Annotated in this window: 19 protein-coding genes and 1 tRNA gene; 7 read left to right on the plus strand and 13 right to left on the minus strand. The window is 60.7% G+C overall.

Features of this window, described 5'->3' with window-relative positions:
* The first annotated feature begins 281 nt into the window (after nucleotides 1-281).
* Both JKA62_RS10365 and JKA62_RS10370 read left to right on the plus strand, forming a co-directional pair.
* A complete protein-coding gene (locus JKA62_RS10365) occupies nucleotides 282-1,478 on the plus strand; it encodes an amino acid aminotransferase (protein ID WP_011333337.1) in 1,197 nt (398 codons plus the stop codon).
* A 112-nt stretch (nucleotides 1,479-1,590) separates the two neighbouring features.
* Nucleotides 1,591-1,791 carry a hypothetical protein gene (locus tag JKA62_RS10370; RefSeq protein WP_007956421.1) on the plus strand — a complete coding sequence of 67 codons (201 nt, stop codon included), beginning with the start codon at nucleotides 1,591-1,593 and terminating at the stop codon, nucleotides 1,789-1,791.
* Here the strand turns inward: JKA62_RS10370 and JKA62_RS10375 are convergent.
* On the minus strand, nucleotides 1,788-2,018 hold the full coding sequence (locus JKA62_RS10375) for a hypothetical protein (protein WP_011333336.1): 231 nt from the start codon (nucleotides 2,016-2,018) through the stop codon (nucleotides 1,788-1,790). The two genes, JKA62_RS10370 and JKA62_RS10375, sit on opposite strands and share 4 nt — an antisense overlap.
* 228 nt (nucleotides 2,019-2,246) lie before the next feature.
* Here JKA62_RS10375 and JKA62_RS10380 point away from each other — a divergent pair.
* Nucleotides 2,247-2,322 (plus strand) — tRNA-Asn (locus JKA62_RS10380).
* A gap of 120 nt (nucleotides 2,323-2,442) precedes the next feature.
* Here the strand turns inward: JKA62_RS10380 and JKA62_RS10385 are convergent.
* Nucleotides 2,443-3,963 carry a nucleobase:cation symporter-2 family protein gene (locus JKA62_RS10385; protein ID WP_011333335.1) on the minus strand — a complete coding sequence of 507 codons (1,521 nt, stop codon included), beginning with the start codon at nucleotides 3,961-3,963 and terminating at the stop codon, nucleotides 2,443-2,445.
* A gap of 348 nt (nucleotides 3,964-4,311) precedes the next feature.
* On the opposite strand from JKA62_RS10385, the gene JKA62_RS10390 reads away from it, so the two are divergent.
* Nucleotides 4,312-4,641 (plus strand): BrnA antitoxin family protein, encoded by a 330-nt coding sequence (locus tag JKA62_RS10390; RefSeq protein ID WP_011333334.1) that lies wholly within the window; start codon nucleotides 4,312-4,314, stop codon nucleotides 4,639-4,641.
* Nucleotides 4,642-4,644: 3 nt separating this feature from the next.
* On the opposite strand, the gene JKA62_RS10395 is transcribed toward JKA62_RS10390, so the two are convergent.
* The 4 genes from JKA62_RS10395 to JKA62_RS10410 all read right to left on the minus strand — a co-directional run bounded on the left by JKA62_RS10395 (nucleotide 4,645) and on the right by JKA62_RS10410 (nucleotide 8,893).
* The gene (locus JKA62_RS10395) at nucleotides 4,645-5,472 is read right to left on the minus strand and encodes an arylamine N-acetyltransferase family protein (protein ID WP_011333333.1); all 828 of its coding nucleotides are present in this window, start codon (nucleotides 5,470-5,472) and stop codon (nucleotides 4,645-4,647) included.
* A gap of 101 nt (nucleotides 5,473-5,573) precedes the next feature.
* Nucleotides 5,574-6,368 carry an exodeoxyribonuclease III gene (gene xth, locus JKA62_RS10400; protein WP_011333332.1) on the minus strand — a complete coding sequence of 265 codons (795 nt, stop codon included), beginning with the start codon at nucleotides 6,366-6,368 and terminating at the stop codon, nucleotides 5,574-5,576.
* A 76-nt stretch (nucleotides 6,369-6,444) separates the two neighbouring features.
* Entirely contained in the window at nucleotides 6,445-7,887 is a 1,443-nt protein-coding gene (locus JKA62_RS10405) for a mechanosensitive ion channel family protein (protein ID WP_011333331.1), read from the minus strand.
* Between the two features lie 139 nt (nucleotides 7,888-8,026).
* Nucleotides 8,027-8,893: a pirin family protein gene (locus tag JKA62_RS10410; RefSeq protein ID WP_011333330.1), complete on the minus strand. Its 867-nt coding sequence runs from the start codon at nucleotides 8,891-8,893 to the stop codon at nucleotides 8,027-8,029.
* Nucleotides 8,894-9,115: 222 nt separating this feature from the next.
* Here JKA62_RS10410 and dkgB point away from each other — a divergent pair, with 222 nt between their 5' ends.
* On the plus strand, nucleotides 9,116-9,919 hold the full coding sequence (dkgB, locus tag JKA62_RS10415) for a 2,5-didehydrogluconate reductase DkgB (RefSeq protein ID WP_201817708.1): 804 nt from the start codon (nucleotides 9,116-9,118) through the stop codon (nucleotides 9,917-9,919).
* Nucleotides 9,920-9,923: 4 nt separating this feature from the next.
* Here the strand turns inward: dkgB and JKA62_RS10420 are convergent, their stop codons facing one another.
* The 7 genes from JKA62_RS10420 to JKA62_RS10450 all read right to left on the minus strand — a co-directional run bounded on the left by JKA62_RS10420 (nucleotide 9,924) and on the right by JKA62_RS10450 (nucleotide 20,320).
* Complete coding sequence (locus JKA62_RS10420; RefSeq protein WP_201817710.1) at nucleotides 9,924-13,133, minus strand: ATP-binding protein; 3,210 nt, start codon at nucleotides 13,131-13,133, stop codon at nucleotides 9,924-9,926.
* 7 nt (nucleotides 13,134-13,140) lie between these two features.
* The gene (locus tag JKA62_RS10425; RefSeq protein WP_011333327.1) at nucleotides 13,141-13,770 is read right to left on the minus strand and encodes a response regulator transcription factor; all 630 of its coding nucleotides are present in this window, start codon (nucleotides 13,768-13,770) and stop codon (nucleotides 13,141-13,143) included.
* A gap of 107 nt (nucleotides 13,771-13,877) precedes the next feature.
* Nucleotides 13,878-14,312, minus strand: a complete 435-nt coding sequence (locus JKA62_RS10430) for a hypothetical protein (protein ID WP_041475191.1) — start codon at nucleotides 14,310-14,312, stop codon at nucleotides 13,878-13,880.
* A 109-nt stretch (nucleotides 14,313-14,421) separates the two neighbouring features.
* Nucleotides 14,422-15,138: an MgtC/SapB family protein gene (locus JKA62_RS10435; protein ID WP_011333325.1), complete on the minus strand. Its 717-nt coding sequence runs from the start codon at nucleotides 15,136-15,138 to the stop codon at nucleotides 14,422-14,424.
* Nucleotides 15,139-15,192: 54 nt separating this feature from the next.
* The gene (mgtA, locus tag JKA62_RS10440; protein WP_011333324.1) at nucleotides 15,193-17,892 is read right to left on the minus strand and encodes a magnesium-translocating P-type ATPase; all 2,700 of its coding nucleotides are present in this window, start codon (nucleotides 17,890-17,892) and stop codon (nucleotides 15,193-15,195) included.
* A 494-nt stretch (nucleotides 17,893-18,386) separates the two neighbouring features.
* Nucleotides 18,387-19,724, minus strand: coding sequence for a lysine N(6)-hydroxylase/L-ornithine N(5)-oxygenase family protein (locus tag JKA62_RS10445; RefSeq protein WP_201817714.1), 1,338 nt, complete (start codon nucleotides 19,722-19,724; stop codon nucleotides 18,387-18,389).
* A gap of 113 nt (nucleotides 19,725-19,837) precedes the next feature.
* Complete coding sequence (locus JKA62_RS10450) at nucleotides 19,838-20,320, minus strand: sigma-70 family RNA polymerase sigma factor (protein ID WP_011333322.1); 483 nt, start codon at nucleotides 20,318-20,320, stop codon at nucleotides 19,838-19,840.
* 318 nt (nucleotides 20,321-20,638) lie between these two features.
* On the opposite strand from JKA62_RS10450, the gene JKA62_RS10455 reads away from it, so the two are divergent.
* The gene (locus tag JKA62_RS10455; RefSeq protein WP_201817716.1) at nucleotides 20,639-21,811 is read left to right on the plus strand and encodes an efflux RND transporter periplasmic adaptor subunit; all 1,173 of its coding nucleotides are present in this window, start codon (nucleotides 20,639-20,641) and stop codon (nucleotides 21,809-21,811) included.
* Nucleotides 21,812-23,785 carry a MacB family efflux pump subunit gene (locus tag JKA62_RS10460; RefSeq protein WP_011333320.1) on the plus strand — a complete coding sequence of 658 codons (1,974 nt, stop codon included), beginning with the start codon at nucleotides 21,812-21,814 and terminating at the stop codon, nucleotides 23,783-23,785.
* Nucleotides 23,786-23,789 lie beyond the last annotated feature (4 nt).

Below are 23,789 nucleotides of genomic sequence, written 5' to 3' on the forward strand. Positions count from 1 at the left end.
GCAAACGACCGATGTCGCGCAAGGAAAAACGAAGATTGTGCTGAATGTGGAGCCGATTGCCTCGCCTTTCAAGGCAAACGTCCTACATCCGGTAAAGTCTCCGACAAGCTCATTCGACTAACGGTCGAGAAATAATCGGAAAAACTTACCTTAAAAGCCGATTCGCCTGTCGCCATTGATCGATGATGGCCTCTATACTAGCTCCCCGTTTGTGCACCGCTCTAGTGCATTCGGCTGGAGCGCCACACGTCCCTCCACTCTCCATTAGAGCTGCCGTAAAAATGAGCCTGTTCTCCGCTGTCGAAATGGCACCCCGCGATCCAATCCTGGGCCTCAACGAAGCATTCAACGCCGATACCCGGACCAACAAGGTCAACCTCGGGGTGGGTGTGTACTGCAACGAAGAGGGGCGAATTCCACTCCTGCGCGCCGTCATCGAAGCCGAAACCATTCGCGCCGCTCAGCATGCCTCCCGTGGCTACCTGCCGATCGACGGCATCGCGGCCTACGACCAGGCTGTGCAAAAGCTGCTGTTCGGCAATGATTCGCCACTGCTGGCGGCTGGCCGCGTTATCACCACTCAGGCCGTCGGCGGTACCGGCGCACTGAAAATCGGTGCCGACTTCCTCAAGCAACTGCTGCCCAATGCCGTCGTGGCGATCAGCGACCCGAGCTGGGAAAACCACCGCGCGCTGTTCGAAACCGCCGGTTTCCCGGTGCAGAACTACCGCTACTACGACGCCGCCACCCACGACGTGAACCGTGCCGGCCTGCTGGAAGACCTCAATGCCCTGCCGAACGGCTCGATCGTCGTGCTGCACGCCTGCTGCCACAATCCGACCGGCGTCGACCTGAGCCCGGCGGACTGGAACAACGTGCTGGAGGCGGTCAAGGCCAAAGGTCACGTGCCGTTCCTCGACATGGCTTACCAGGGTTTCGGTGACGGCATCGCCGAAGACGCCGCTGCCGTGCGTCTGTTCGCGGAATCCGGTCTGACCTTCTTCGTATCGAGCTCGTTCTCCAAGTCGTTCTCGTTGTACGGCGAGCGCGTCGGTGCACTGTCGATCATCAGCGAATCGAAAGAAGAAAGCGCCCGCGTCCTGTCGCAAGTCAAACGCGTGATCCGCACCAACTACTCCAACCCGCCGACCCACGGCGCAAGCATCGTTGCCGCTGTGCTGAACAGCCCGGAACTGCGCGCTCAGTGGGAAGCCGAACTGGCTGAAATGCGCCTGCGCATTCGCGGCATGCGCGAGCAGATGGTTGCTCTGCTGGCCAAGAAAGCCCCGCAGCGTGACTTCAGCTTCGTCGGTCGCCAGCGCGGCATGTTCTCCTACTCCGGCCTGACCACCGAACAGGTTCACCGCCTGCGCAACGAGTTCGGCATCTACGCCCTGGACACCGGCCGCATCTGCGTCGCCGCGCTGAACCAGAGCAACATCGAAGCCGTGACGGACGCCATCGTTCAGGTCATCTGATCCGGCGTGGCACTGAAAACGGGAAGCCTTCGCGCTTCCCGTTTTTTATTTGTCTGAAGAAAAGCCGCCATACCCTCTAGACTGCACCCAAACGATATTTCAGAGAGACGACATGAAAAACGATGACCTGCGCGCCGACCGCGACGATCTGGATGACTTCATCCCCCGCGCTCCCGCCAAGCGCGGCAACAATCTGGTGCTGCAAGTCGCGGCCGGGGTGTTTCTCGGTGGGCTGGCGCTGTGGCTGGTGCAACTGGGTGCGACGATGCTGTACGCCAAACTGATGCTCGGCACCTTCACCTTCGGCGGTTAAGCCAGTTCCGCTGCACGCTGAGTCGCCGCATCGTCATAAACGACGTAGAGCGATTCGGCGATCTGGCTCTTGATGGCCTTGGTGCTTTCCAGGCCGAGGACAAAACCTTCGGCCTTTCCGCCTGCGCGGTTCAGTTCTTCAGCCGTGGCGGCCTGGGTGATCGCGTCGAAGAGTTTTTCGGCGTGCGGGCCGACGCCTTTGGGCAGGCTGATTTGTGCGGTGCTCATGCGAACACCTCGACAGGACAATGGGTGAGGATGGGACTATTCATGGCGCATACCTTTTCGGCGAATGGCCGGCAGCGCGTGTGACCACTTCCGGGCGGCCATGGTAGACCTCTGCCACGGTTCTGGTAACCGCCAATCGCCGATAAACCGCCGCCCGTCCTGACCTTTCCAACAAATTTACATCTCGCGCTTGACTAGTCTTTTTAAATCAGTAACATACGCACCAATTCCGCAATAGCTCAGTTGGTAGAGCAAGTGACTGTTAATCACTGGGTCCCTGGTTCGAGTCCAGGTTGTGGAGCCAAATACAGAGCCCCTGAATCGAAAGATTCAGGGGCTTTTTTGTGGCATTGAAAAAGTCAGCGCCATAAAAAGGGCCGATCAGTTTCGCAACTGATCGGCCCTTTTCATTCAACTACAACGGTCAGACGTGTTCGCTGCTCTTGGCATGTACCTTCGGCGCGCCATGACCGTGATCCGCATCCGGATCGATCACCGGCACTTCATTGCCGTCGCAGTCATGCAGTTTGCCGTCGCTGAAGTAGTCGCCTTCACGCAGCGCGGCCAGATCGCGATAACGCAGGGTCCGCTCTTCTGCCGCCGCAAACACCGACTGCTGGTCCGAGTTACCCGCCGTGAAGTGGTTGAACGCCAGGTTCAGCAGGATCGCCATGATCGCCGACGAGCTGATTCCCGAATGGAAAATGGTCGCGAACCAGCTCGGGAAGTGATCGTAGAAGTTCGGCGCGGCAATCGGGATCATGCCGAAGCCGATCGAGGTGGCGACGATGATCAGGTTGACGTTGTTGCGGTAATCGACCTTGGACAGCGTGCGGATACCACTTGCCGCCACGGTGCCGAACAGCACGATACCGGCGCCGCCGAGTACCGAGGTCGGCACGGCTGCAATGACCCGGCCCATGAACGGCAGCAGGCCGAGGATCACCAGGAAGATACCGCCGGTCGCCACCACGTAGCGGCTCTTGATCCCGGTCACCGCCACCAGCCCGACGTTCTGGGCGAAGGCGCTTTGGGTGAACGAGCCGAAGATCGGTGCAAACATGCTCGACAGCATGTCCGCCCGCAGGCCGTTGCCCAGACGCTTGGAGTCGACTTTGGTGCCGATGATTTCACCGACCGCCAGGATGTCCGCCGAGGTTTCCACCAGGGTCACCATGACCACGATGCACATCGACAGGATCGCGGCGAAGTGGAAGGTCGGCATGCCGAAATGGAACGGCGTCGGGAAGCCGAACATCGGGCCTTGGGTGACGCTGGAGAAGTCCGCCATGCCGAGGAACACCGCCAGCACCGTGCCGATCACCATGGCCAACAGGATCGACAGACGCGAGATGGTGGAGCTGCCGACCTTGCTCAACAGAAGCACCAGCACCAGCGTCACCGCCGCCAGACCGATGTTCTGCATGCTGCCGAAATCAGGCGCGTGACTGTTGCCGCCCATGGCCCAGCGTGCAGCCACGGGCATCAGCGTCAGGCCGATGGTGGTGATCACAATGCCGGTTACCAGCGGCGGGAAGAATTTGGTGATTCGCGAAAATACCGGGGTGATCAGCAAGCCGATCAGCGACGCCGCAATCACCGCGCCGAGCACCGACTGGAAGCCGCCCTCCCCGCCACTGCTGACAATCGCCACCATGGTGGCAACGCCAGAGAAGGACACGCCCTGCACCAGCGGCAACTGACAGCCGAAAAATGGTAAACCCAGGGTTTGCAGCAGCGTGGCCAGCCCCCCCGCAAACAATGAAGCAGCAATCAACAGACCGATGTCCGCCGGCGAAAGCCCGGCGGCCTGACCGATGATCAGTGGCACCGCGACGATACCGCCATACATGGTCAGAACGTGTTGCAGGCCGTAAGCCATATTCGCGCCGACCCCGAGATTCTCGTCCTCGGGCCGTTGGTGTGAAACATGGGGCGTTTTCATGGTGGGGGAGTTCCCTGGTTTTTGTTATGCACACACTGTATGCAAGAGTCAGGACAAATGTCCATAGACTTGTATACAACTTATCAGTCACATAATGGTTAGCTAGCCACCCAACCTTCTATCCCGCTGCTTTCATCCCCCACAAATCCGGCAACACATCCCCAATAGAGTCCACGCGTTATCCGCCTAGGCTGAAGTGTTCATGGCGACCGACGGCGCGGTCGCGTTCTTTTTATACATATAAAGTATGCATAATGAAGTCATTCAAGATTCAGTTCGACAAAAGCAAGAATGCTGCCAACCCATTCGAGCCCAGCGAGCGATGGCAACTTTGCGCAGAGGTGATCAATGAAAGATGAATACAATTTCAGCGACGGTAAACGCGGCGCCATTGCTCCCACCAAGGGTAAAACGCGCATCACCATCATGCTCGATGACGCGGTGATCGAAGCCGCGCGCGAGGTCGCTGAAAGCGAGGGGTTTGGCTATCAGACGGTAATCAACAACACCCTGCGCCACGCATTGCTTAACAGCCGTGGGGCAGCTGTTGAACTCGAAGATTCAAGCGGGCAATTCAAGCAAGGCATCACCGCCACCGACCTCAAGAGCCTTGAGAAAAAACTGTCGGCGGCCGTGAACGAGATCCGGCGAGTACTGGAACCGGACGTCAAACCGTAGCGTTCAAACTGGCTGAATCAAGCGCGCCAGAGCCTCTCGCGCACCGAGCTGGTGCGGCAGGCGCAAGCCGAATTCCCGTTCCAGCAATTCGATCAGTTCATCGACATCCGTCACTTCACGCCGCTCGCTCTCGGCGCCGATACGGTGGATCGCGAAACTGCCGTTGTTCAAGGTGCGCCGCCAGCCGTCGCCCGTACGCGCCACCATCAGGCGCTGGGCAAATGGCGAGTCCGGGTGGGTCGAGACGTACCAGTTGCCGAGGGTGTAATCGATGTCTTCCTGGCGCTGCAGATCGAACAGGTACATCGGCCGCCATTCGCCAGCGACTCTGGCCCGCAGCATGTAGCCATCGGCCTGCACTTCGATGCGATACGGTTCGTGCGGCGTGTATTGCTCGGCGTCGGTATCGAGCACCAGTGGCGCGGTCGGCACCATGCCGCCGAAGCCGACGTCGGTGATGTAGCGCACGTCGTCAATGGTCACCAGGCTCAGGCGGTGGGTGCGTGCCGTCCAGCTGCCTTCGGGCTGATTCATGACCACGCGCCCGCTGATGCCCCGCGCGTCGAACCCCAGCTCCAGCAGCAAGGCCAGAAACAGGTTGTTCAGCTCGTAGCAGTACCCGCCACGGGCGTTGTTCAGGACCTTGCGCTCAATGGAGGGCAGATCGATCAGGACGGGTTCGCCACTGAGCGTCGACAGGTTTTCGAAAGGAAAGGCGCCGGTATGGCGCAGTTGCAACAATCGCAGGGTTTCAAGGGTCGGTGCCGGGGGCGCGTCGAATCCCAGGCGTTGCAGGTACTGTTTCAGATTCGTCAGGCGTGGCTCGCTCATGGCTGGGTCCTTTTGCATGGGGGCGCGGATCGTTCCGCCGATGGTCGCCATGTATACGGGATCCGGGCCTCGAATCGACAATTGAATTAACCAATCACCCGCTAGCGTCTTTTACGCGAACCGATGCGAATCCATGTCGGCGCGTGGTCGCTGGCGTGCGGTTCGTTGCGCACCCAGGCATCCACACCGGCCTCGTGCAGATAAGGGCTCAGTGTCGGATTGAGCAGCAGATGGTCGATCCGCAGCCCGGAGTTCTTCTGCCAGTGCTGACGGAAATAGTCCCAGAACGTGTACAGCCGATCTTCGGGATACAGATGCCGCAAAGAGTCCGTCCAGCCCTGATCCAGCAGGCGCTGATAGCACTCGCGGCTCTCCGGTTGCAACAACGCATCCTTGAGCCACGAACGGGTGTTGTAGATATCCAGATCGGTGGGCACCACGTTGTAATCGCCGGCCAGCACCACCGGGTGATCGCTGCTTTGCAGATCCCGGGCGTATTTGATCAGACGCTCGAACCAGGCCAGCTTGTAGTCGAACTTCGGCCCAGGTTGCGGATTGCCATTGGGCAGATACAGGCACCCCACCAACACCCCATGCACCGCCGCTTCGAGGTAGCGGCTGTGCTTATCGTCGGGATCGCCGGGCAAACCGCGCCGGCTCTCCAGCGGTTGCGCATCGCGGGCAAGAATCGCCACCCCGTTCCAAGACGCCTGACCGTGCCAGATGGCACCGTAGCCGGCGGCCTCCAGATCAGCAGCGGGAAACGCGCTGTCCAGCATCTTGAGCTCTTGCAGACAGACGATGTCCGGCTGCTCGCGCCTGAGCCATTCCAGCAGATTTGGCAGACGGGCACGCAGGCCGTTGACGTTGAACGTGGCAATGCGCATTTTTTTCATCGTCCGGGCTCCTGCCATTGACCGATTAAAACCTGTGACACCGGTCCCCCCGCGACGGTTGCGTTGGATCCTCCGTTTACACGCGATTGCGCAGCCATTGAAGGAAGCCTTTTTTCGGCACGACCGCCGGCGTATCTTCCGTCAGGGATTGCGCCTTGTGCAGGCGGAAATCGAGCAGCGCCTTCATCGCATCGTTGATGTCGTGACGGGCGTCCAGGCATGGCTTGAGATAAGACTTCTCGATGCGGTACAGCGCGCAGAAGGTCTTGGCGGAGAAGTCGGCCGGCAAAGAGGTATCGGACACAATCCCCGCCTCGCCGATCACTTCGCCCGGCCCCATCCGTCCGGACTCGAACGGCGTGCCGTGGCGCTTGAGCGTCACCGAGACCACGCCGGACTCAATGATGAACAGGTGATCGCTGACCTCCCCGCCCGCCAGAATCATCTCGCCGGCACGGAAGGTTTGCAGAGTCATGTTCTGGCTGAAGGTTTCTTTCTCCTCCTGACGCAGGGTGGAGAAAATCGGCGAGCTGTCGAGCAACGCCCGAGGTCGCGAGAGATTGCTCGGAACACCCGGCTCATCACTCGAGAGCAGATTGACCCCGGACGCTTGCAGATGCCGGTAGGCCAGGTCGAACAGCTGATTGCGCACCACGCGCTTTTCACTCATCGAGGCGACGAACCCGCTGATTTCATATTCGGTGCCTGCACTGCTGGAGCTCTTCAGCGCAACACTCGGCGCGGGGTTCTCCAGCAGTTGGCGACAGCCCTGCATCGCGCGCTCCAGGGCATCGATCACCGAACTCGGCCGCGCATGGGGGCTGACCTGCACGCTGACGGCAACCCCGAACATGTTGCTCGGCCGGCTGAAGTTGATGATCTTGGCCTTGGCCGCCAGCGAGTTGGGAATCACCGCCATGCTGCCCTGACTGGTTTGCAGGCGCGTGGCGCGCCAGTCGATGTCGGTGACCCGGCCTTCGGTGCCGTCGATGGAGATCCAGTCATCCAGTTGATAAGGCTTGGTGGTGTTGAGCACGATCCCGGAAAACACGTCACTCAAGGTGCTCTGCAGCGCCAGACCGACGATGATCGCCAACGCCCCGGACGTTGCCAGCACGCCTTTGACCGGCAGATCCAGCACGTAGGCCAGCGCCGCGATGATCGCAATCAGGAAGATCACCGCACCGAGCAGATCCTGCAACAACCGCCCGGTATGCCCGACACGCTGCATCATCACCGCACCAATCAGCACCGTCAGAGTGCGCGCGCCGAACAGCCACCAGCCGATCTGCAACCCGGTCGCCGCCAGGTGCAACGGCACATTGTCGGCCCAAGGCGCAGGCTCCATCGGGTTGAGCCCTTCGTTGAACAGCAGAATGCTGAACAGGGCAAAAATCAGCACCCGCACCAACAGTTTCCATGCACTGCCGTGGGCGCTGATCAGGCGCCACAGACCGAGATCGACCAGGATCAGGATCAGGGCACAAAACAACGGATGATCGGTGAGCAGAGACAGCATCAAACAACTCCGACAGGGGCCAGTCGCGAGAAGATCGCACAGATTGGGCTCAGTGTAGGAGTAATTGATTTGGCGGGATGAGCGCCACTGCGCGTGCGCAAAAAAAACCGGCAGGCGCACGTGGCGCCTGCCGGTTTTTTTAGCTGTGCATCTGGCCGAAGCGGCCGGACTGGAAGTCGGCGAAAGCCTGATGGATTTCCTGCTCGGTGTTCATCACGAACGGGCCGTGGCCGACAATCGGCTCGTCGATCGGCTCGCCGCTGAGCAGCAGCACCACCGCGTCCGCGCTGGCTTCAAGGGTGATGCGATCGCCATCACGCTCGAACAGCGCCAACTGGCCTTCGCGCATCGACTCCCCACCGTTGATCTGAACCGAACCCTTCAACACCACCAGCGCGGTGTTGCGGCCTTCGTGAAGATCCAGCGTAAGCAGCTTGCCGGCGTTCAGGCGCAGGTCCCACACGTCGATTGGCGTAAACGTGCGGGATGGACCTTTGTGGCCGTCGAACTCACCGGCGATCAGGCGCAGGCTGCCGGCACCGTCATTGAGCGCGATTTGCGGGATATCACTGTCCAGGATGGTCTGGTAACCCGGCGCGGCCATTTTGTCCTTGGCCGGCAGATTCACCCACAGTTGCACCATTTCCAGATTGCCGCCGGTTCGAGCGAAGTTTTCCGAGTGGAATTCTTCATGCAGGATGCCGGAAGCCGCCGTCATCCACTGCACATCGCCCGGACCGATGGTGCCGCCGCTGCCGGTGGAATCACGGTGCTGCACTTCGCCTTCGTAAACGATGGTCACGGTTTCGAAGCCACGGTGCGGATGCTGCCCCACGCCACGGCGCTCAATAGTCGGGGTGAAATGCGCAGGTCCGGCATGATCCAGCAGCAGGAACGGGCTGATGTGCTTGCCCAGGTTGTCGTAGGAAAACAGGGTGCGCACCGGAAACCCATCGCCGACCCAGTGGCCGCGAGGGCTGGTGTAGATACCGATCAGTTTTTTCATGGTGGGCTCCGAAATCAGGTTGATCATGGGCTGATCATAAATTCGCCACGTATTTAGTACTAGTCAGCCAAAACCGTCCTCATCGTTCTATTGATGGAACGATGAGCGATCAATGTGATTCGTGCTTTTCAGTCAACAGTACTTTGCCCCGACAGCGGTTTTTCCCGAGGAATCAGACGCGGATACTCCTGCCCATACCCACTGCAACCCTGGAGTTCCTGCATGTCTGTTCCCGCTTTCGGTCTTGGTACGTTTCGCCTGCAAGGTCAGGTGGTCATCGATTCGGTGAGCACTGCCCTTGAGCTCGGTTACCGGGTCATCGACACCGCCCAGATCTACGAAAACGAAGCCGATGTCGGCGAGGCCATCGCTGCCAGCGGTATTGCCCGCGACAAACTGTTCATCACCAGCAAGATCTGGATCGCCAACTTCGCCAAGGATCGTCTGATCGAAAGCCTCAAGGCGAGCCTGCAAAAACTGCAGACCGACTACCTCGACCTGACGCTGATCCACTGGCCGTCGCCGGAAGATCAGGTGCCCGTCGAAGAGTTCATGGGCGCGCTGCTGGAAGCCAAACGCCTGGGCCTGACCCAGCAGATCGGCGTGTCCAACTTCACCATCGACCTGATGAAACAGGCGATTGCTGCGGTCGGCGCGGAAAATATCGCCACCAACCAGATTGAACTGCACCCGTACCTGCAAAACCGCAAGGTCGTCGAGTTCGCGCAAAGTCAGGGCATCCAGATCACGTCGTACATGACCCTGGCCTATGGCGAAGTGCTGAAGGATCCGCTGATCGTGCAGATCGCCGAGCGTCTGCAAGCCACCCCGGCGCAGGTCACTCTGGCGTGGGCGATGCAATCGGGTTACGCGGTGATTCCGTCGTCGACCAAACGTGCCAACCTGCAAGGCAACCTTGGCGCCATGGCGCTGACCCTGAGCGACGCCGACATGGCGCTGATCGCCACACTGGATCGCGGCCATCGCCTGACCAGCCCCAAAGGCATCGCGCCGCAGTGGGACTGACCGATCAGGCCTGAAGCTGCTGCGCGAGGTCGTGCATGGCCACGCGCAGCGAATCGATGGCGGCCGTCAATGCCGCTGCGGGCTGATCGTCACGGCAAGCCTGCTCGAGCACCCGACACGCCGAGACCACGCGCTCGGCACCAATCATGTGCGCCCCGCCCGTGACGTGATGCGCCAGATCACGCAAGACATCACGATCAAGACCTGATGCTTCCAGACGCTGCAGGTCGATGCGCAGGCTGTTACGCACCTCCTCACGCAATTGTTCGATCAGCGGGTTGTCCGCGCCTGCCAGTTGCAACAGCGCACTCAGATCGAACTCGGACACCGCCGACTCGTCCAGGCTCTCGACCTGCGTCTCTGCTCCGGCGGCCATCAGCGCCTGACTCAGCTCGCGCAGCAGCACCGGCTTGAACAGGCAATCGTTCATTCCGGCCGCCCGGCAGCGCTGCCTTTCTTCGATTTGCGCATTGGCGGTAAATCCGAGAATCAGGCAGGGCGCCCTGCCCGTCGCGGCTTCTTCCTGACGCACCGCGCGCGTCAGTTCATAACCGTTGAGCCCCTGCATGTTGATATCAGTGATCAAAGCATCGAACGATTGCCCGCGCCACAGTGCCAGCGCGCGCTCACCGCCATCGGTGTCAACGGGGCGATGGCCGAGTTCACTCAACTGCCGGCACAACAGCAGGCGATTGACCGGATGGTCGTCCACCACCAGCACGGCCAGTGAATTTGTCATTGCTACCGCAGGTGCCGCTTCTTCCTTCTGCACCCGCGGCGCCAGCACCGGCAGCTCCAGTCGCAGCATGACCTGAGTGCCGCGGTTCAACTCGCTGTTCATCCACAAATCGCCGCCCATCAACCGGCACAGGTTGCGGCTGATCACCAGCCCCAGGCCGGAGCCGCCGTGCGCCACAGACCGATGATCGCCGACCTGTACAAACGGGCTGAACAACCGCTGCTGATCCTCGGCGCTGATCCCACGGCCACTGTCTTCAATGGCCACACCCACTTCAATCAACCCGCCGTGCTCGCCGAACACGCGCAAACACAGGCTCACTTCCCCGGCTTCGGTGAATTTGATTGCATTGCTCAACAGATTCGAGACCACTTGTTTGAAACGCAGGGGATCGAGCATCACCTCGACGTCGCTGCGCTCATCCAGTTCGACATGCCACAACAATTGCTTCTGCCGGGCCAGGCCTTCGAAAATCCGACACACCGACGCCACCACCTCACGTAGATTGGCGCGCTTGGGGGCCAGCGACAGATGCCCGGACTCGATGCGGGCGATGTCGAGAATATCGCCGATCAATGCCAGCAACTGCTGCCCGGCGCTGGACGCCACTTCGATCGCCTGGCGATCGGTCACGCCTTCATCGGCACGCTTGAGGGCGAGTTCGAGCATGCCGATCAGCGCGTTCATCGGTGTGCGGATTTCATGACTCATGGTCGCCAGAAACGTGCTCTTGGCGCGATTGGCTTCGTCGGCTGCGTCCTTGGCTTCCTGCAACTGCTGAAGCCATTGCTGGCGCTGGCGGATCTGCCGACGCTGAAAGGCGATCCAGCCCAATGCCAGCAACAGCAGACCGGCGGCTACGGCAAACCCGCGCAATATTTGCTCTCGATGGCGCTGCCAATAGCTGTCCTGCAGCACCACGTTCCGACTCCATCTCGCGACCAGACCGTCGATTTCCTGAGGTGCAATGCCCAGCAGCGCCTTGTTCAGAATCGACTGCAGCTGCGGGGCATCGGGCGCCGTGGCCATGGCGATCCGGGCCGGTTGATCCCCCAGCGTAGAGGCTATGCGCAAGCGCTCACGGTACTGGTGATCGATCTGATAACGCGCCACCAGCAACGAGCTCAATGTCGCATCGGCCCGACCATCAAACAGCGCCCGCGTACCGTCCGCCGGGCTCGGCAATTCGATCAGGTTGATCTGCGGCACGTGTTCCAGCAGGTAATCACGCAGCGGATTGCCGCGATAGAGCGCCAGACGTTTACCCGCCATCTCTTCGAGACTGCGCGGTGCCTGTGCCTTCGACTCGGTGATCAAGACAAAGGGACTGTTGGCGTACGAGCGAGTGAACAACATTTGCGTTTCGCGCTCGCGGCTCGGTGTCATCACCGGCAACAGGTCCAGCTCACCGTTTCTGAGTTGCTCGACCTGACGATCCAGAGATTGACCGCGCACCACCTCGAATGTCAGGCCACTGCGCTGACTGATCAGGTTGAGCAATTGTGCGACCAGACCACTGAAGCGGCCATCGGTGTCAAAGAATGTCAGCGGTGCAAAATCATCGACAGCGCCGACCCGCACCACCGGGTGCTGATCCAGCCATTGTTGCTCGCTGTCACTCAGGCTCACCCGCGACTGCGCCGCTATGTCGGCTCGACCGGCGCTCCAGCGCAGTTCCATGGCCAGGCGCTGCTCCATGGGAATGGCCAGCAGGGCCTTGTCGACCAGACGTTTCAAGCGGATGTTGCTGCGAGCCAGAGCAAAGCCGAACGGGTTGGCGTCGAGGCCCGAGGGCCCGGCCAGTTGCAGGTCGTTTTGAAAATGGGTGTTGATCAGGTAGCTGGCGCTGATGAAGTCACCGAGGTACAGATCATCCCGGCCGAACGCCACGGCGCCGAGGGCATCGAGGATCGATCGATAGCGCTGCAGGGAAGCTTTCGGGTAAGCCTCTTCGATGGTCGAGGCTGGCAGGTAATCGTCCACCATGGCGATGCGCTTGCCGGCGAGATCATCCGGTAACGCCTCATTGAGCCGGGTCACCCACATCGGCTGATCCTCGGCGTAGGCGCGCGACAGCATCAGTTCGGGATCAGCGATCTCGAAGTTGTTCGACGTGCCCAGCAGGTCTACCTCACCGGCCTTGAGCGCGGCCATGGCGCTTGCGCGGTTGGCATGACACCAGACTTCGACGTCGATGTTCAAAATCTGCGCAATCGCATCAGCGTAATCGGCCGTGAGGCCTTCCAGCTCATGGCGCTTGCGGGTCAGTTCAAAGGGCGGGTAGTCCGGCCAGGAGGCACCGATGCGCAATACCGGGTGCGCACGGAGCCACTGTCGATCCTGCTCATCCAGTTGAATCTGCACACCCTCAAGGCGGGTGCGGGAGACGATTTCCAGCCGTTGTGCCTCGGTCGCGTGCACTGTGCTTGCAAGCATCAGTATCGACAGAAGAACGAACCGCAGAGGCCATATCATGGGCAGCCTATGGAAGCAGACCGTTGCGTTTGACAAACTCTCGCAACACCACCAGTGAGCTTACCCCGAGCTTCAGCATCAGGCGGGTCTTGTAGGTGCTGATGGTTTTGTGGCTAAGGTTCATCGCAAGCGCAATGTGCTTGTTGGACTCGCCTCTGGCCAGCTTCAGCATGATCTCCATTTCGCGAGTGGACAGAAGTGCAATCAACTCTCGTTCATCGCGATGTGCTTCGGATTGCCCGGTATTGACCACAGGCATTTCGGGGAAGTAGGTATAACCCGAACGGACGGCTTTGATTGCATTTTGCAAATGCTGCATCGAGGCGGATTTGGCGACAAAAGCCATCGCCCCTGCACGTCGACAGCGCATCAGATAGTGTTCAGGGTCGGCCGAGGTGAAAATCACCACATTGCAGACCAGCCCGACGGCTCTGATGCGGGCTAACACCTCCAGGCCGCCGAAGCCATCGAGTTTCAGGTCGAGCACTACCAGTTTCGGCGCGTGCTCACGCAGCATCGGCACCACATCGACACCTCTGCCAGTCACATGGATCGGTGTGTAACCCGCAGACTCCAGAACCAGGCGTAGGGCACCCACCACCACTGGATGATCATCAACGATCAATGCTGAACCCATGATCACTCCCGGGGCGAATACATGACACGACGCCACCGATCTGGCTTGAACGGGACTATTGGTAGCTGCGCTACAACTGTTGCACGGTATGCACCCTGAATCACCTGTCAGATCTGACAGTTGTGCGTTCGGCCGATCTGTGATCGAACACGCGAAGAGCGCCCAGACGAACCCTCGACCGAGTTCATCAACTGTTCGATGGCGCGGATGGAAGGCAATGCTTCAGGGCTAGTGATGATCTTTGCCCCAAATCGCCTGGAAACACCTGAAGAGTCCGCCGATTCACCATAGACCAGCGCCCTTCGGACGAGTGGGTGATCAAACAGAAAACCACGCAGATCCGCGATCCCGGTCGCCAGCTCGGCATTAATCACCAGGACATCGAACGGCTGACAGCCGTAATCGACCAGCGTCAGCAGTTCGGCAAGGCTCTGTACCGGTGCAATGCGGTAGTAATCGAGACCATTGAACAGCCGCTCGATCTTCATCCGGTGAAAATGCTGCAGGTCGGCGATCAGGATGCGCAGGGTTTTGTCGGTCAACGTGGAAGTCCGGGTAGTCGCTTCAAGTGGCGGCAAGACTACCCAAGCATCGGGATGCGCTCTGTAGGACTTTTCCGAAAAACACCGTCACTCATCCGGATTGAAAAAGCTATTCCGTGGTGCTCGGACTCCAGAACGCCTGCACCACCAGGCTTGAAGTGGAAATCCGCTTCACCAGTGCGTCCAGTTCATCGCCGTCCACCGACGTGGTTGCGAGCGTGGCTTCGATCTCGATTTCGTCGGCACCGAAGGCGTGCACATCGACATCACTGGCCGGGTAGTTGCTGCGTTCAAGCTCCGCTTCAAGCAGGGCGAACACGGCCGTTTGCTGCGAGCGCCGGGCAATGACATAGACGATGTTGGTGACTTCCGCCGAGACCACATCGAGCGGCTGACGGTTGATGTTGTTGACGATCGGCCGCAGCAAGGTATTGGCGGCGAGCACGAACAAGGTGCCCAGCACCGCTTCGGCCAGCAGGTCGGCACCGGCACAGGCACCGACGGCTGCCGAGGTCCAGAGCGTGGCGGCGGTGTTGAGGCCGCGCACGTTGCCCTCTTCGCGCATGATCACCCCGGCACCGAGAAAGCCGATGCCGGAGACCACATACGCGACCACCCGGACCGCGCCTTCGGCACCGGCGAGACGGTTGGCCATGTCGACGAAAATCGCCGCGCCGACCGCCACCAGCACATTGGTGCGCAAGCCCGCCGTGCGTTGCCGGTACTGGCGCTCGAAGCCGATCAGGCCGCCGAGGATGAACGCCGCGCTGAGGCTGACCAGCGTGTCGAGCAATGAGCTGAGGTTGAGATTGTTGATCGCTTGCATGTCGAACTCCTTGAAACCGCCCCCCTTGCTCCCACAAGGGGGGAATCTTGCCTGTTACTGCCAGCCGAACCGGCGGATGTAGAAGCCTTTAACGGCTTGAGTCAGCGCCATGTACGCCAGCAGGATCACCGGCAGGAACACGAAGTACATCGACGGCAGCGCCTGCAGTTTGAAGTAGTGCGCCAGCGGCCCCATCGGCAGGAAGATGCCCACGGCCATGATGATCCCGGTCATCACCAGCAACGGCATGGCCGCGCGGCTTTGCAGGAACGGAATCTTCGGCGTGCGGATCATGTGCACGATCAGCGTCTGGGTCAGCAGCCCGACCACGAACCAGCCGGACTGGAACAGGGTCTGGTGATCCGGGGTGTTGGCATCGAACACGTACCACATCAAGGCGAACGTTGTGATGTCGAAGATCGAACTGATCGGGCCGAAGAACAGCATGAAGCGCCCGACGTCCCCTGGCTGCCAGCGTTGCGGCTGTTTCAGCATCTCGTCGTCGACGTTGTCGAACGGGATCGCGATCTGCGAAATGTCATACAGCAGGTTCTGCACCAGCAGGTGCATCGGCAGCATCGGCAGGAACGGAATGAACGCGCTGGCCACCAGCACCGAGAACACGTTGCCGAAGTTCGAGCTGGCAGTCATCTTGATGTACTTGAGCATGTTGGCGAAGGTCCGCCGCCCTTCCAGCACGCCCTCCTCCAGCACCATCAGGCTCTTTTCCAGCAGGATGATGTCGGCCGCTTCCTTGGCGATATCCACCGCGCTGTCCACGGAAATCCCGATGTCGGCGGTGCGCAGGGCCGGGGCGTCGTTGATGCCGTCGCCCATGAACCCGACCACGTGGCCGTTGCCCTTGAGGATGCGCACGATGCGCTCCTTGTGCGACGGCGTCAGCTTGGCGAACACATTGGTGGTTTCCACGGCCACTGCCAGTTCCGCGTCGCTCATGCGTTCGATGTCGTTGCCCATCAGCAGGCCTTGCTGGGCCAGGCCCACTTCGCGGCAGATCTTGGCGGTCACCAGCTCGTTGTCGCCGGTCAGCACTTTCACGGCCACGCCGTGCTCGGCCAGGGCCTTGAGTGCCGGGGCGGTGCTTTCCTTCGGCGGATCGAGAAACGCCACGTAACCGATCAGCGTCAGTTCCTGCTCGTCGCCCAGGCTGTAAGTGTCGCGACCTTCAGGCATCGACCGTGCTGCCACTGCTACCACACGCAAGCCTTCAGCGTTGAATGCTGCGGTGACCTGACGAATTTTCGCCAGCAATTCATCGCTCAAGGCTTCGTCGACTTCACCGTGACGAACCCGGCTGCACACCGACAGAACCTCTTCCACCGCGCCTTTGCAGATCAGTTGATGCGGCTGACCGCGCCCTTCGACCACCACCGACATGCGCCGGCGGTTGAAGTCGAACGGGATCTCGTCGACCTTGCGAAACGCCGTGCCGACCTTCAGCTCGCGGTGGATTTCCACGTGTTCCAGGACCGCCACGTCGAGCAGGTTTTTCAGGCCGGTCTGGTAGTAGCTGTTGAGGTAAGCCATTTCCAGCACGTCATCGGAGTCTTCGCCCCAGACATCGACGTTGCGTGCCAGGAAGATCCTGTCCTGGGTCAGGGTGCCGGTCTTGTCGGTGCACAGCACGTCCATGGCGCCGAAGTTCTGGATCGCATCCAGGCGTTTGACGATGACTTTCTTGCGCGACAGGAACACCGCGCCCTTGGCCAGCGTCGAGGTGACGATCATCGGCAGCATTTCCGGGGTAAGGCCCACGGCGATCGACAGCGCGAACAGCAGCGCTTCGGTCCAGTCGCCCTTGGTGAAACCGTTGATGAACAACACCAGCGGCGCCATGACGAACATGAAACGGATCAACAGCCAGCTGACTTTGTTCACCCCTTGCTGGAACGAAGTTACCGCGCGATCCGTCGCCCCGACCCGCTGCGCCAGCGCACCGAAATAGGTGCTGTTGCCGGTGGTGAGAATCACCGCCACCGCCGTGCCGGACACCACGTTGGTGCCCATGAACAGGATGTTGTCGAGCTCCAGCGGATTGCGCGTGTCACGATCGGCCTGACGCGGGAATTTTTCCACCGGCATCGATTCGCCGGTCATCGCCGCCTGGCTGACGAACAGATCCTTGGCGCTGAGCACCCGGCAATCGGCGGGAATCATGTCGCCGGCCGACAGCACGATCAGATCGCCTGGCACCAGTTGCTTGATCGGCAGTTCAGCGCGCGGCGCATCCCGGCGCAGCACGGTGGCGGTGTTGCTGACCATCGCCTTGAGCGCGTCGGCGGCCTGGTTGGATTTGCTTTCCTGCCAGAAGCGCAGCAACGTCGACAGCACCACCATCGAGAAAATCACGATGGCGGCCTTGAGGTCTTCGGTCAGCCACGAGATTACCGCCAACAGGGTCAGCAGCAGGTTGAACGGGTTCTTGTAGCAGTGCCACAGGTGGGTCCACCACGGCAGCGGTTGCTCGTGCTCGACTTCGTTGAGGCCGTGCTGCGCGCGCAGCACATCGACTTCGAAATCGGTCAGGCCATCGGTGTGGGTGCCGAGGTTCGACAGCAGCACGCCGCTGTCGCAATGGGCGGCGTCCACCAGTGTATTGGCGAGAGTCGGCGGCACTTCACGGCTGACCGTGGTGTCGCTGAGGGTTTCCAGCAAGGCCAGGCGACGGAAATGCCGGGCGATGTGGCGGGTCCGCAGGAAGCCTGCGAAAAATTCCTTGAGCGTAAGTTTCATGGCTGTTGCCCCTATGGTCAGCCGGGAAACCGTCGAGCAGGTACGTCCTCGTCTCGGGCACCGGAAAACCGGCACGGCAAGGCGTGGCGCGCCGGTCAGAAAAGACAGGCGTGTCGATAGGGCTGCAATGACGACGATGAAGTCGACTTCACAGGCTTTTCAGTGTCGATGAGAAGGACGTCGGTACATGACCGGGACCGGTCATGATCGGGATGCCGCTGCTCGCTGTTCGGCGAGACAACGGCACAAAGGAATGCGCGTTATCTTGCCGAGAATCTGCCGGTTACAAGGACCGGCCGACAACTGTCACTCGAACAAGTACCCACTGTGGGTCTCCGCTATTGATGAAAACGCGCGAAGCTTACGCCCCGATGTCTGGAGAGTAAACCCGCAAAAGGAAGTGTGTCGGGGAATGTGGCGGGTGTTCAGGAAGGGTTCAGGATTGGCCTGAGGATCGTTCCCACTGTGTGGGAACGATCAGGCTGAAAGGATGCTTAGCTGGCAGTCGCCAGCAACAGATCCATCACCGAACGGCTGTGCCCGCGGTTCTTGCCATGCTCATACAGCGAGCCGGCGATCTCGTCCGCGCGGATCGGCAGGATCGACAGCAGCGTATCGCTCAGACCATGGCTGGCCTGGCAGAAGCCCTGCATGTACAGACCGGCCTTGCAGCGCTCGTCGGTGATCAGGCGGTAATTGCGGTCGACCTCGAAATCGCCCAGGTACTCCTCCAGCGGCGCCAGCAGTTTGCGGTGCATCTGACGCTCGTAACCGGTGGCCAGCACGACCGCATCGTAGGCACGTACGGTGACTTCGCCGGTGGCATTGTTGCGCACGGTCAGTTCAATGCCATGTTCGGTGGCAGTGGCTTTCTCGACCGTGGTCAGGGTGCGGAACGCGTGACGCGCCACGCCCGAGACTTTCTGGCGATAGAAGATGCCGTAGATACGCTCGATCAGGTCGATGTCGACCACCGAGTAGTTGGTGTTGTGATACTCGTTGACCAGACGCTCACGCTCGCTGCTGTTCTGCTGGAAGATCAGGTCGGTGAACTCCGGCGAGAACACTTCGTTGACGAACGGGCTGTCGTCCGCCGGCTTCAGCGCCGAGCCGCGCAGGATCATGTCGACCTGCACCGACGGGAACGAATCGTTCAGATCGATAAAGGCTTCCGCCGCGCTCTGGCCGCCACCGATGATTGCGATGCTCATCGGCTGGTTGTTCACGCACGGCTGTTTGGCCATTTCCGCCAGGTACTGCGAGTGATGGAACACTCGGCCATCCCCCTTCAGCGCCTTGAACGCCTCGGGAATGCGCGGCGTACCGCCGGCGCTGACCACCACCGAACGCGCGGTGCGTACGAACTGCTGGCCGTCGGTGCCTCGCGAGATCACCCGCAGCGCTTCAACCTGATGGTTGTGCAGCACCGGCTCGATGGTCAGCACTTCTTCGCCGTAGCGGCTCTGCTCGGTGAACTGCCCAGCCACCCAGCGCAGGTAGTCGTTGTACTCCATGCGGCACGGGTAGAAGGTGCCGAGGTTGATGAAGTCCACCAGACGGCCGTGGTGCTTGAGGTAGTTGACGAACGAGTACGGGCTGGTCGGATTGCGCAGGGTCACCAGATCCTTGAGGAAGGAAATCTGCAACTCGCTCTGGGTCGAAAGCGTATTGCCGTGCCAGCTGTAGGTCGGTTGTTTGTCGAGAAACAGCACATCCAGTTCGCCCTGGGTCGGGCCGCGCTCTTGCAGAGCGATGGCCAGCGCCAGGTTCGAAGGGCCGAAACCGACGCCGATCAGGTCGTGAACGATGGGCGATGCAATTGCCTGTGTCATTTCCAGTGTCCTCTGGACGAAAAGCCTGAGTGACCTGACCGGCCTTGAGCAGGACAGCAGATCGTCTGTTGAGTAGGAACGAGGACAGTGAAATAAAATTTAACGACGACGGCTCAATGGGCGTCCCATTGCTTGATGCGCAGGCGGCAATGCTTCATGGCGTTGACGATGTGTTTTTCCACCAGGGCCTTGGAAATGCCGAGGTGCTGGGCGATTTCGGGGTGCGACAGGCCTTCGATCTTGCGTAGCAGAAAACTTTCGCGGCACAGCGGCGAAAGTTCAGCGAGGGCGCGCTGGAGCATCTCCAGTCGCTGGCCGTGATCGAAGGTGTTGTGGGGGGATGGAGTGAAATAGCGCTCTTCGCTGTCGAGCACTTCCAGCGATTCGACCTGACGCAGGGCATTGCGTCGATGGTCGTCGATCACCAGATTGAGTGCGGTGCGATAGAGAAATGCCCGAGGCTGCTCGATCGGCGTTTCGCTGGACCGCTCCAGCACCCGCAGATAAGCGTCATGCACCACGTCTTCGGCCACCTGACGGTTGCCGAGCCTGGCGTTCAGGAAACACACCAACTCGCGATAGTAGTTTTCCAACATGATTCCCCGCCGCAGCGTGCGGTTTCGATCCTTGAGCCAGATCCGCGACTGTCGAAAAAGGCAGTGGCACGGTAGTGGCAATTTCAGGTGCGTAATTTATAGTAATTCTCATATAGATTTAAAGTGCTGTTTCCATTTGCCCGACAAATTGTTGCCAGCTATACCTGTTACCGCGTTTTTCAGCGCTTAAATTCCCCACCCCGTCTCTCGTTTAAAGGACAGCCCCCGTATCTGTCGCGTCCTGCGACAGCGTTCGACCGTGGCCCGCTCGCGGTGCCTGCTGAACGACGGGCCTATTTCCACTGGCCGGAACCCTGCATGAAACGTCCCCGCCCCGCCCGACGCGCCCTGCTCATCGCCCTTTGCCTTATCCCCGTCATTGCTATTGCCGCCTGGCAGGTGTTGCCGCCCGGTCGGGACAAATTCACCACCGTGCAGGTCTCTCGCGGCGATATAGAAAGCAGCGTGACCGCACTCGGCACCCTCCAGCCTCGCCGGTATGTAGATGTCGGCGCCCAGGCGTCGGGGCAGATTCGCAAGATCCACGTGGAAGTCGGCGACGTGGTCAAGGAGGGTCAGTTGCTGGTAGAGATCGACCCGGCCACGCAAAAGGCCAAACTCGACGCCAGCCAGTTTTCCATCGAGAACCTGAAGGCGCAGTTGCAGGAACAACAGGCCCAACATGAACTGGCGCGTCAGAAGTATCAGCGCCAGCAGAACCTGGCTGCCGGCGGCGCCACCCGTGAAGAAGACGTGCAAACCGCCCGCGCCGAACTGAAAGCCACGCAGGCGCGCATCGACATGTTCCAGGCGCAGATCCGTCAGGCACAGGCGAGCCTGCGCAGCGATCAGGCCGAGCTCGGTTACACCCGGATCTACGCACCGATGGCCGGTACCGTGGTCGCACTGGACGCTCGCGAAGGCCAGACACTCAACGCCCAGCAACAGACACCGCTGATCCTGCGGATCGCCAAGCTGTCGCCAATGACGGTCTGGGCTGAAGTCTCCGAAGCCGACATCGGCCACGTCAAACCGGGCATGAGCGCTTATTTCACCACCCTCAGTGGCGGCAACCGGCGCTGGAGCAGCACCGTGCGGCAGATCCTGCCGGTGCCGCCCAAACCGCTGGACCAGACCAGCCAGGGCGGTGGCAGCCCGACCAGCACCAGCAAAAGCGGTGCCGGTCGTGTGGTGCTGTACACCGTATTGCTGGATGTCGATAACGCCGACAACGCGCTGATGGCGGAAATGACCACACAAGTGTTCTTCGTCTCCAACGAGGCAAAAAACGTCCTCACCGCACCGGTTGCCGCCCTGCACGGCAGCGCCAAACCCGACAGTCAGGTTGCCCGGGTCGTGGCGCAGAACGGCGACATTGAGCAACGCACCGTGCGTACCGGCATCAGCGACCGTTTGAAGGTGCAGATTCTCGACGGTCTCAGCGAAGGCGATCATCTGTTGATCGGCCCGGCCGACGGCAGCGGAGGCTGAATGCAAACGCCCCTGATCGACCTGCAGGACATCCGCAAATCCTACGGCGGCGGCGACACGCCCGAAGTTCACGTGTTGCGTGGCATCGATCTGTCGATCCATGCCGGCGAGTTCGTGGCGATCGTCGGTGCATCCGGCTCCGGCAAATCGACGCTGATGAACATCCTCGGTTGCCTCGACCGGCCCACATCCGGCGAATACCGTTTTGCCGGTGAGAACGTCGCCGGCCTGGACACCGATGAACTGGCCTGGCTGCGTCGCGAGGCTTTCGGTTTCGTGTTTCAGGGTTACCACCTGATTCCGTCGGGCTCCGCCCAGGAAAACGTCGAGATGCCGGCCATCTATGCCGGCATTCCGGCTGCCGAGCGCCATGCACGGGCCGCCGCCCTGCTTGAGCGCCTCGGTCTGGCCTCGCGCACCGGCAACCGCCCCCATCAACTCTCCGGCGGCCAGCAACAACGGGTGTCGATTGCCCGCGCCTTGATGAACGGCGGCCATATCATTCTGGCGGACGAACCGACCGGCGCCCTCGACAGCCACAGCGGCAAGGAAGTCATGGCACTGCTCGACGAGCTGGCGAGCCAGGGTCATGTGGTCATCCTCATCACCCATGACCGTGAAGTGGCGGCGCGCGCCAAGCGCATCATTGAAATCAGCGACGGCCTGATCATCCGCGACAGCGCCAAGGAAGATCCCACCGTGCAGGCCAGCACCAACCCCGGCGCCTTGCAGGCCGTGGATCTGCGCAAACGCCTGAGCGAGGGCAGCGAAGCGAGCGGTGCCTGGAAAGGCGAACTGGTCGATGCGGTGCAGGCGGCGTGGCGCGTCATGTGGATCAACCGCTTCCGTACCGCGCTGACGCTGCTGGGGATCATCATCGGCGTCGCATCGGTGGTGGTCATGCTCGCCGTCGGTGAAGGCAGCAAACGCCAGGTCATGGCGCAGATGGGCGCCTTCGGCTCCAACATCATTTACCTCAGCGGCGCCGCGCCGAACCCGCGCACGCCACCAGGCATCGTTACCCTCGATGAAGTCGCCGCACTGGCCAGCCTGCCGCAGATCACTCGCATCATGCCGGTCAACGGCGCCGAAGCCGGGGTGCGCTTCGGCAACCTCGACCATATGAGCTACATCGGCGGCAACGACACCAATTTCCCCGAGATCTTCAACTGGCCGGTGGTCGAGGGCAGCTACTTCACCGAGGCCGACGAGCGCAACGGTGCAGCCGTGGCGGTAATCGGCAAGAAGGTCCGCGACAAGTTGCTCAAGGACGTGAGCAATCCCATCGGTCAATACATCCTGATCGAGAACGTACCGTTCCAGGTGGTCGGCGTACTGGCCGGCAAAGGCGCCAGCTCCGGCGACCAGGACAGCGACAATCGCATCGCCATCCCCTACTCCGCTGCCAGCGTTCGACTGTTCGGCACGCACAACCCCGAGTACGTAGTGATCGCTGCCGCCGATGCGCGCAAGGTCCATGAAACCGAAATGGCCATCGAGCAATTGATGTTGCAGTTGCACAACGGCAAGAAGGATTTCGAGCTGACCAACAATGCCGCGATGATTCAGGCCGAAGCTCGCACGCAAAACACCCTGTCACTGATGCTCGGTTCGATTGCCGCGATTTCGCTGCTGGTCGGCGGCATCGGCGTGATGAACATCATGCTCATGACCGTGCGCGAACGCACTCGCGAAATCGGTATCCGCATGGCCACCGGCGCCCGTCAGCGCGACATCCTGCGTCAGTTCCTGACCGAGGCGGTGATGCTCTCGGTGGTCGGCGGCATTGCCGGCATCGGCCTGGCGCTGCTCGTGGGCGGTGTGTTGATACTCAGCGAAGTCGCTGTCGCATTTTCCCTGGTGGCCATCGCCGGCGCCTTCGCCTGCGCACTGATCACCGGGGTCGTTTTCGGCTTCATGCCCGCTCGCAAAGCTGCCCGGCTCGACCCGGTCACGGCCCTCACCAGTGAATGATCGA

Source organism: Pseudomonas sp. B7, from assembly GCF_016735645.1.
Taxonomy (GTDB): domain Bacteria; phylum Pseudomonadota; class Gammaproteobacteria; order Pseudomonadales; family Pseudomonadaceae; genus Aquipseudomonas; species Aquipseudomonas glycinae.

Bases quoted from the DNA above. Each gene is read 5' to 3' on its own strand.
- mgtA (WP_011333324.1), bottom strand. From the start codon at position 17,892: ATGAAACTTACGCTCAAGGAATTTTTCGCAGGCTTCCTGCGGACCCGC.
- JKA62_RS10455 (WP_201817716.1), top strand. From the start codon at position 20,639: ATGAAACGTCCCCGCCCCGCCCGACGCGCCCTGCTCATCGCCCTTTGC.
- JKA62_RS10390 (WP_011333334.1), top strand. From the start codon at position 4,312: ATGAAAGATGAATACAATTTCAGCGACGGTAAACGCGGCGCCATTGCT.
- JKA62_RS10425 (WP_011333327.1), bottom strand. From the start codon at position 13,770: ATGGGTTCAGCATTGATCGTTGATGATCATCCAGTGGTGGTGGGTGCC.
- JKA62_RS10385 (WP_011333335.1), bottom strand. From the start codon at position 3,963: ATGAAAACGCCCCATGTTTCACACCAACGGCCCGAGGACGAGAATCTC.
- JKA62_RS10435 (WP_011333325.1), bottom strand. From the start codon at position 15,138: ATGCAAGCGATCAACAATCTCAACCTCAGCTCATTGCTCGACACGCTG.
- JKA62_RS10450 (WP_011333322.1), bottom strand. From the start codon at position 20,320: ATGTTGGAAAACTACTATCGCGAGTTGGTGTGTTTCCTGAACGCCAGG.
- JKA62_RS10365 (WP_011333337.1), top strand. From the start codon at position 282: ATGAGCCTGTTCTCCGCTGTCGAAATGGCACCCCGCGATCCAATCCTG.
- JKA62_RS10395 (WP_011333333.1), bottom strand. From the start codon at position 5,472: ATGAGCGAGCCACGCCTGACGAATCTGAAACAGTACCTGCAACGCCTG.
- JKA62_RS10375 (WP_011333336.1), bottom strand. From the start codon at position 2,018: ATGAGCACCGCACAAATCAGCCTGCCCAAAGGCGTCGGCCCGCACGCC.
- JKA62_RS10420 (WP_201817710.1), bottom strand. From the start codon at position 13,133: ATGATATGGCCTCTGCGGTTCGTTCTTCTGTCGATACTGATGCTTGCA.
- JKA62_RS10460 (WP_011333320.1), top strand. From the start codon at position 21,812: ATGCAAACGCCCCTGATCGACCTGCAGGACATCCGCAAATCCTACGGC.
- JKA62_RS10370 (WP_007956421.1), top strand. From the start codon at position 1,591: ATGAAAAACGATGACCTGCGCGCCGACCGCGACGATCTGGATGACTTC.
- dkgB (WP_201817708.1), top strand. From the start codon at position 9,116: ATGTCTGTTCCCGCTTTCGGTCTTGGTACGTTTCGCCTGCAAGGTCAG.
- JKA62_RS10410 (WP_011333330.1), bottom strand. From the start codon at position 8,893: ATGAAAAAACTGATCGGTATCTACACCAGCCCTCGCGGCCACTGGGTC.
- JKA62_RS10445 (WP_201817714.1), bottom strand. From the start codon at position 19,724: ATGACACAGGCAATTGCATCGCCCATCGTTCACGACCTGATCGGCGTC.
- xth (WP_011333332.1), bottom strand. From the start codon at position 6,368: ATGAAAAAAATGCGCATTGCCACGTTCAACGTCAACGGCCTGCGTGCC.
- JKA62_RS10405 (WP_011333331.1), bottom strand. From the start codon at position 7,887: ATGCTGTCTCTGCTCACCGATCATCCGTTGTTTTGTGCCCTGATCCTG.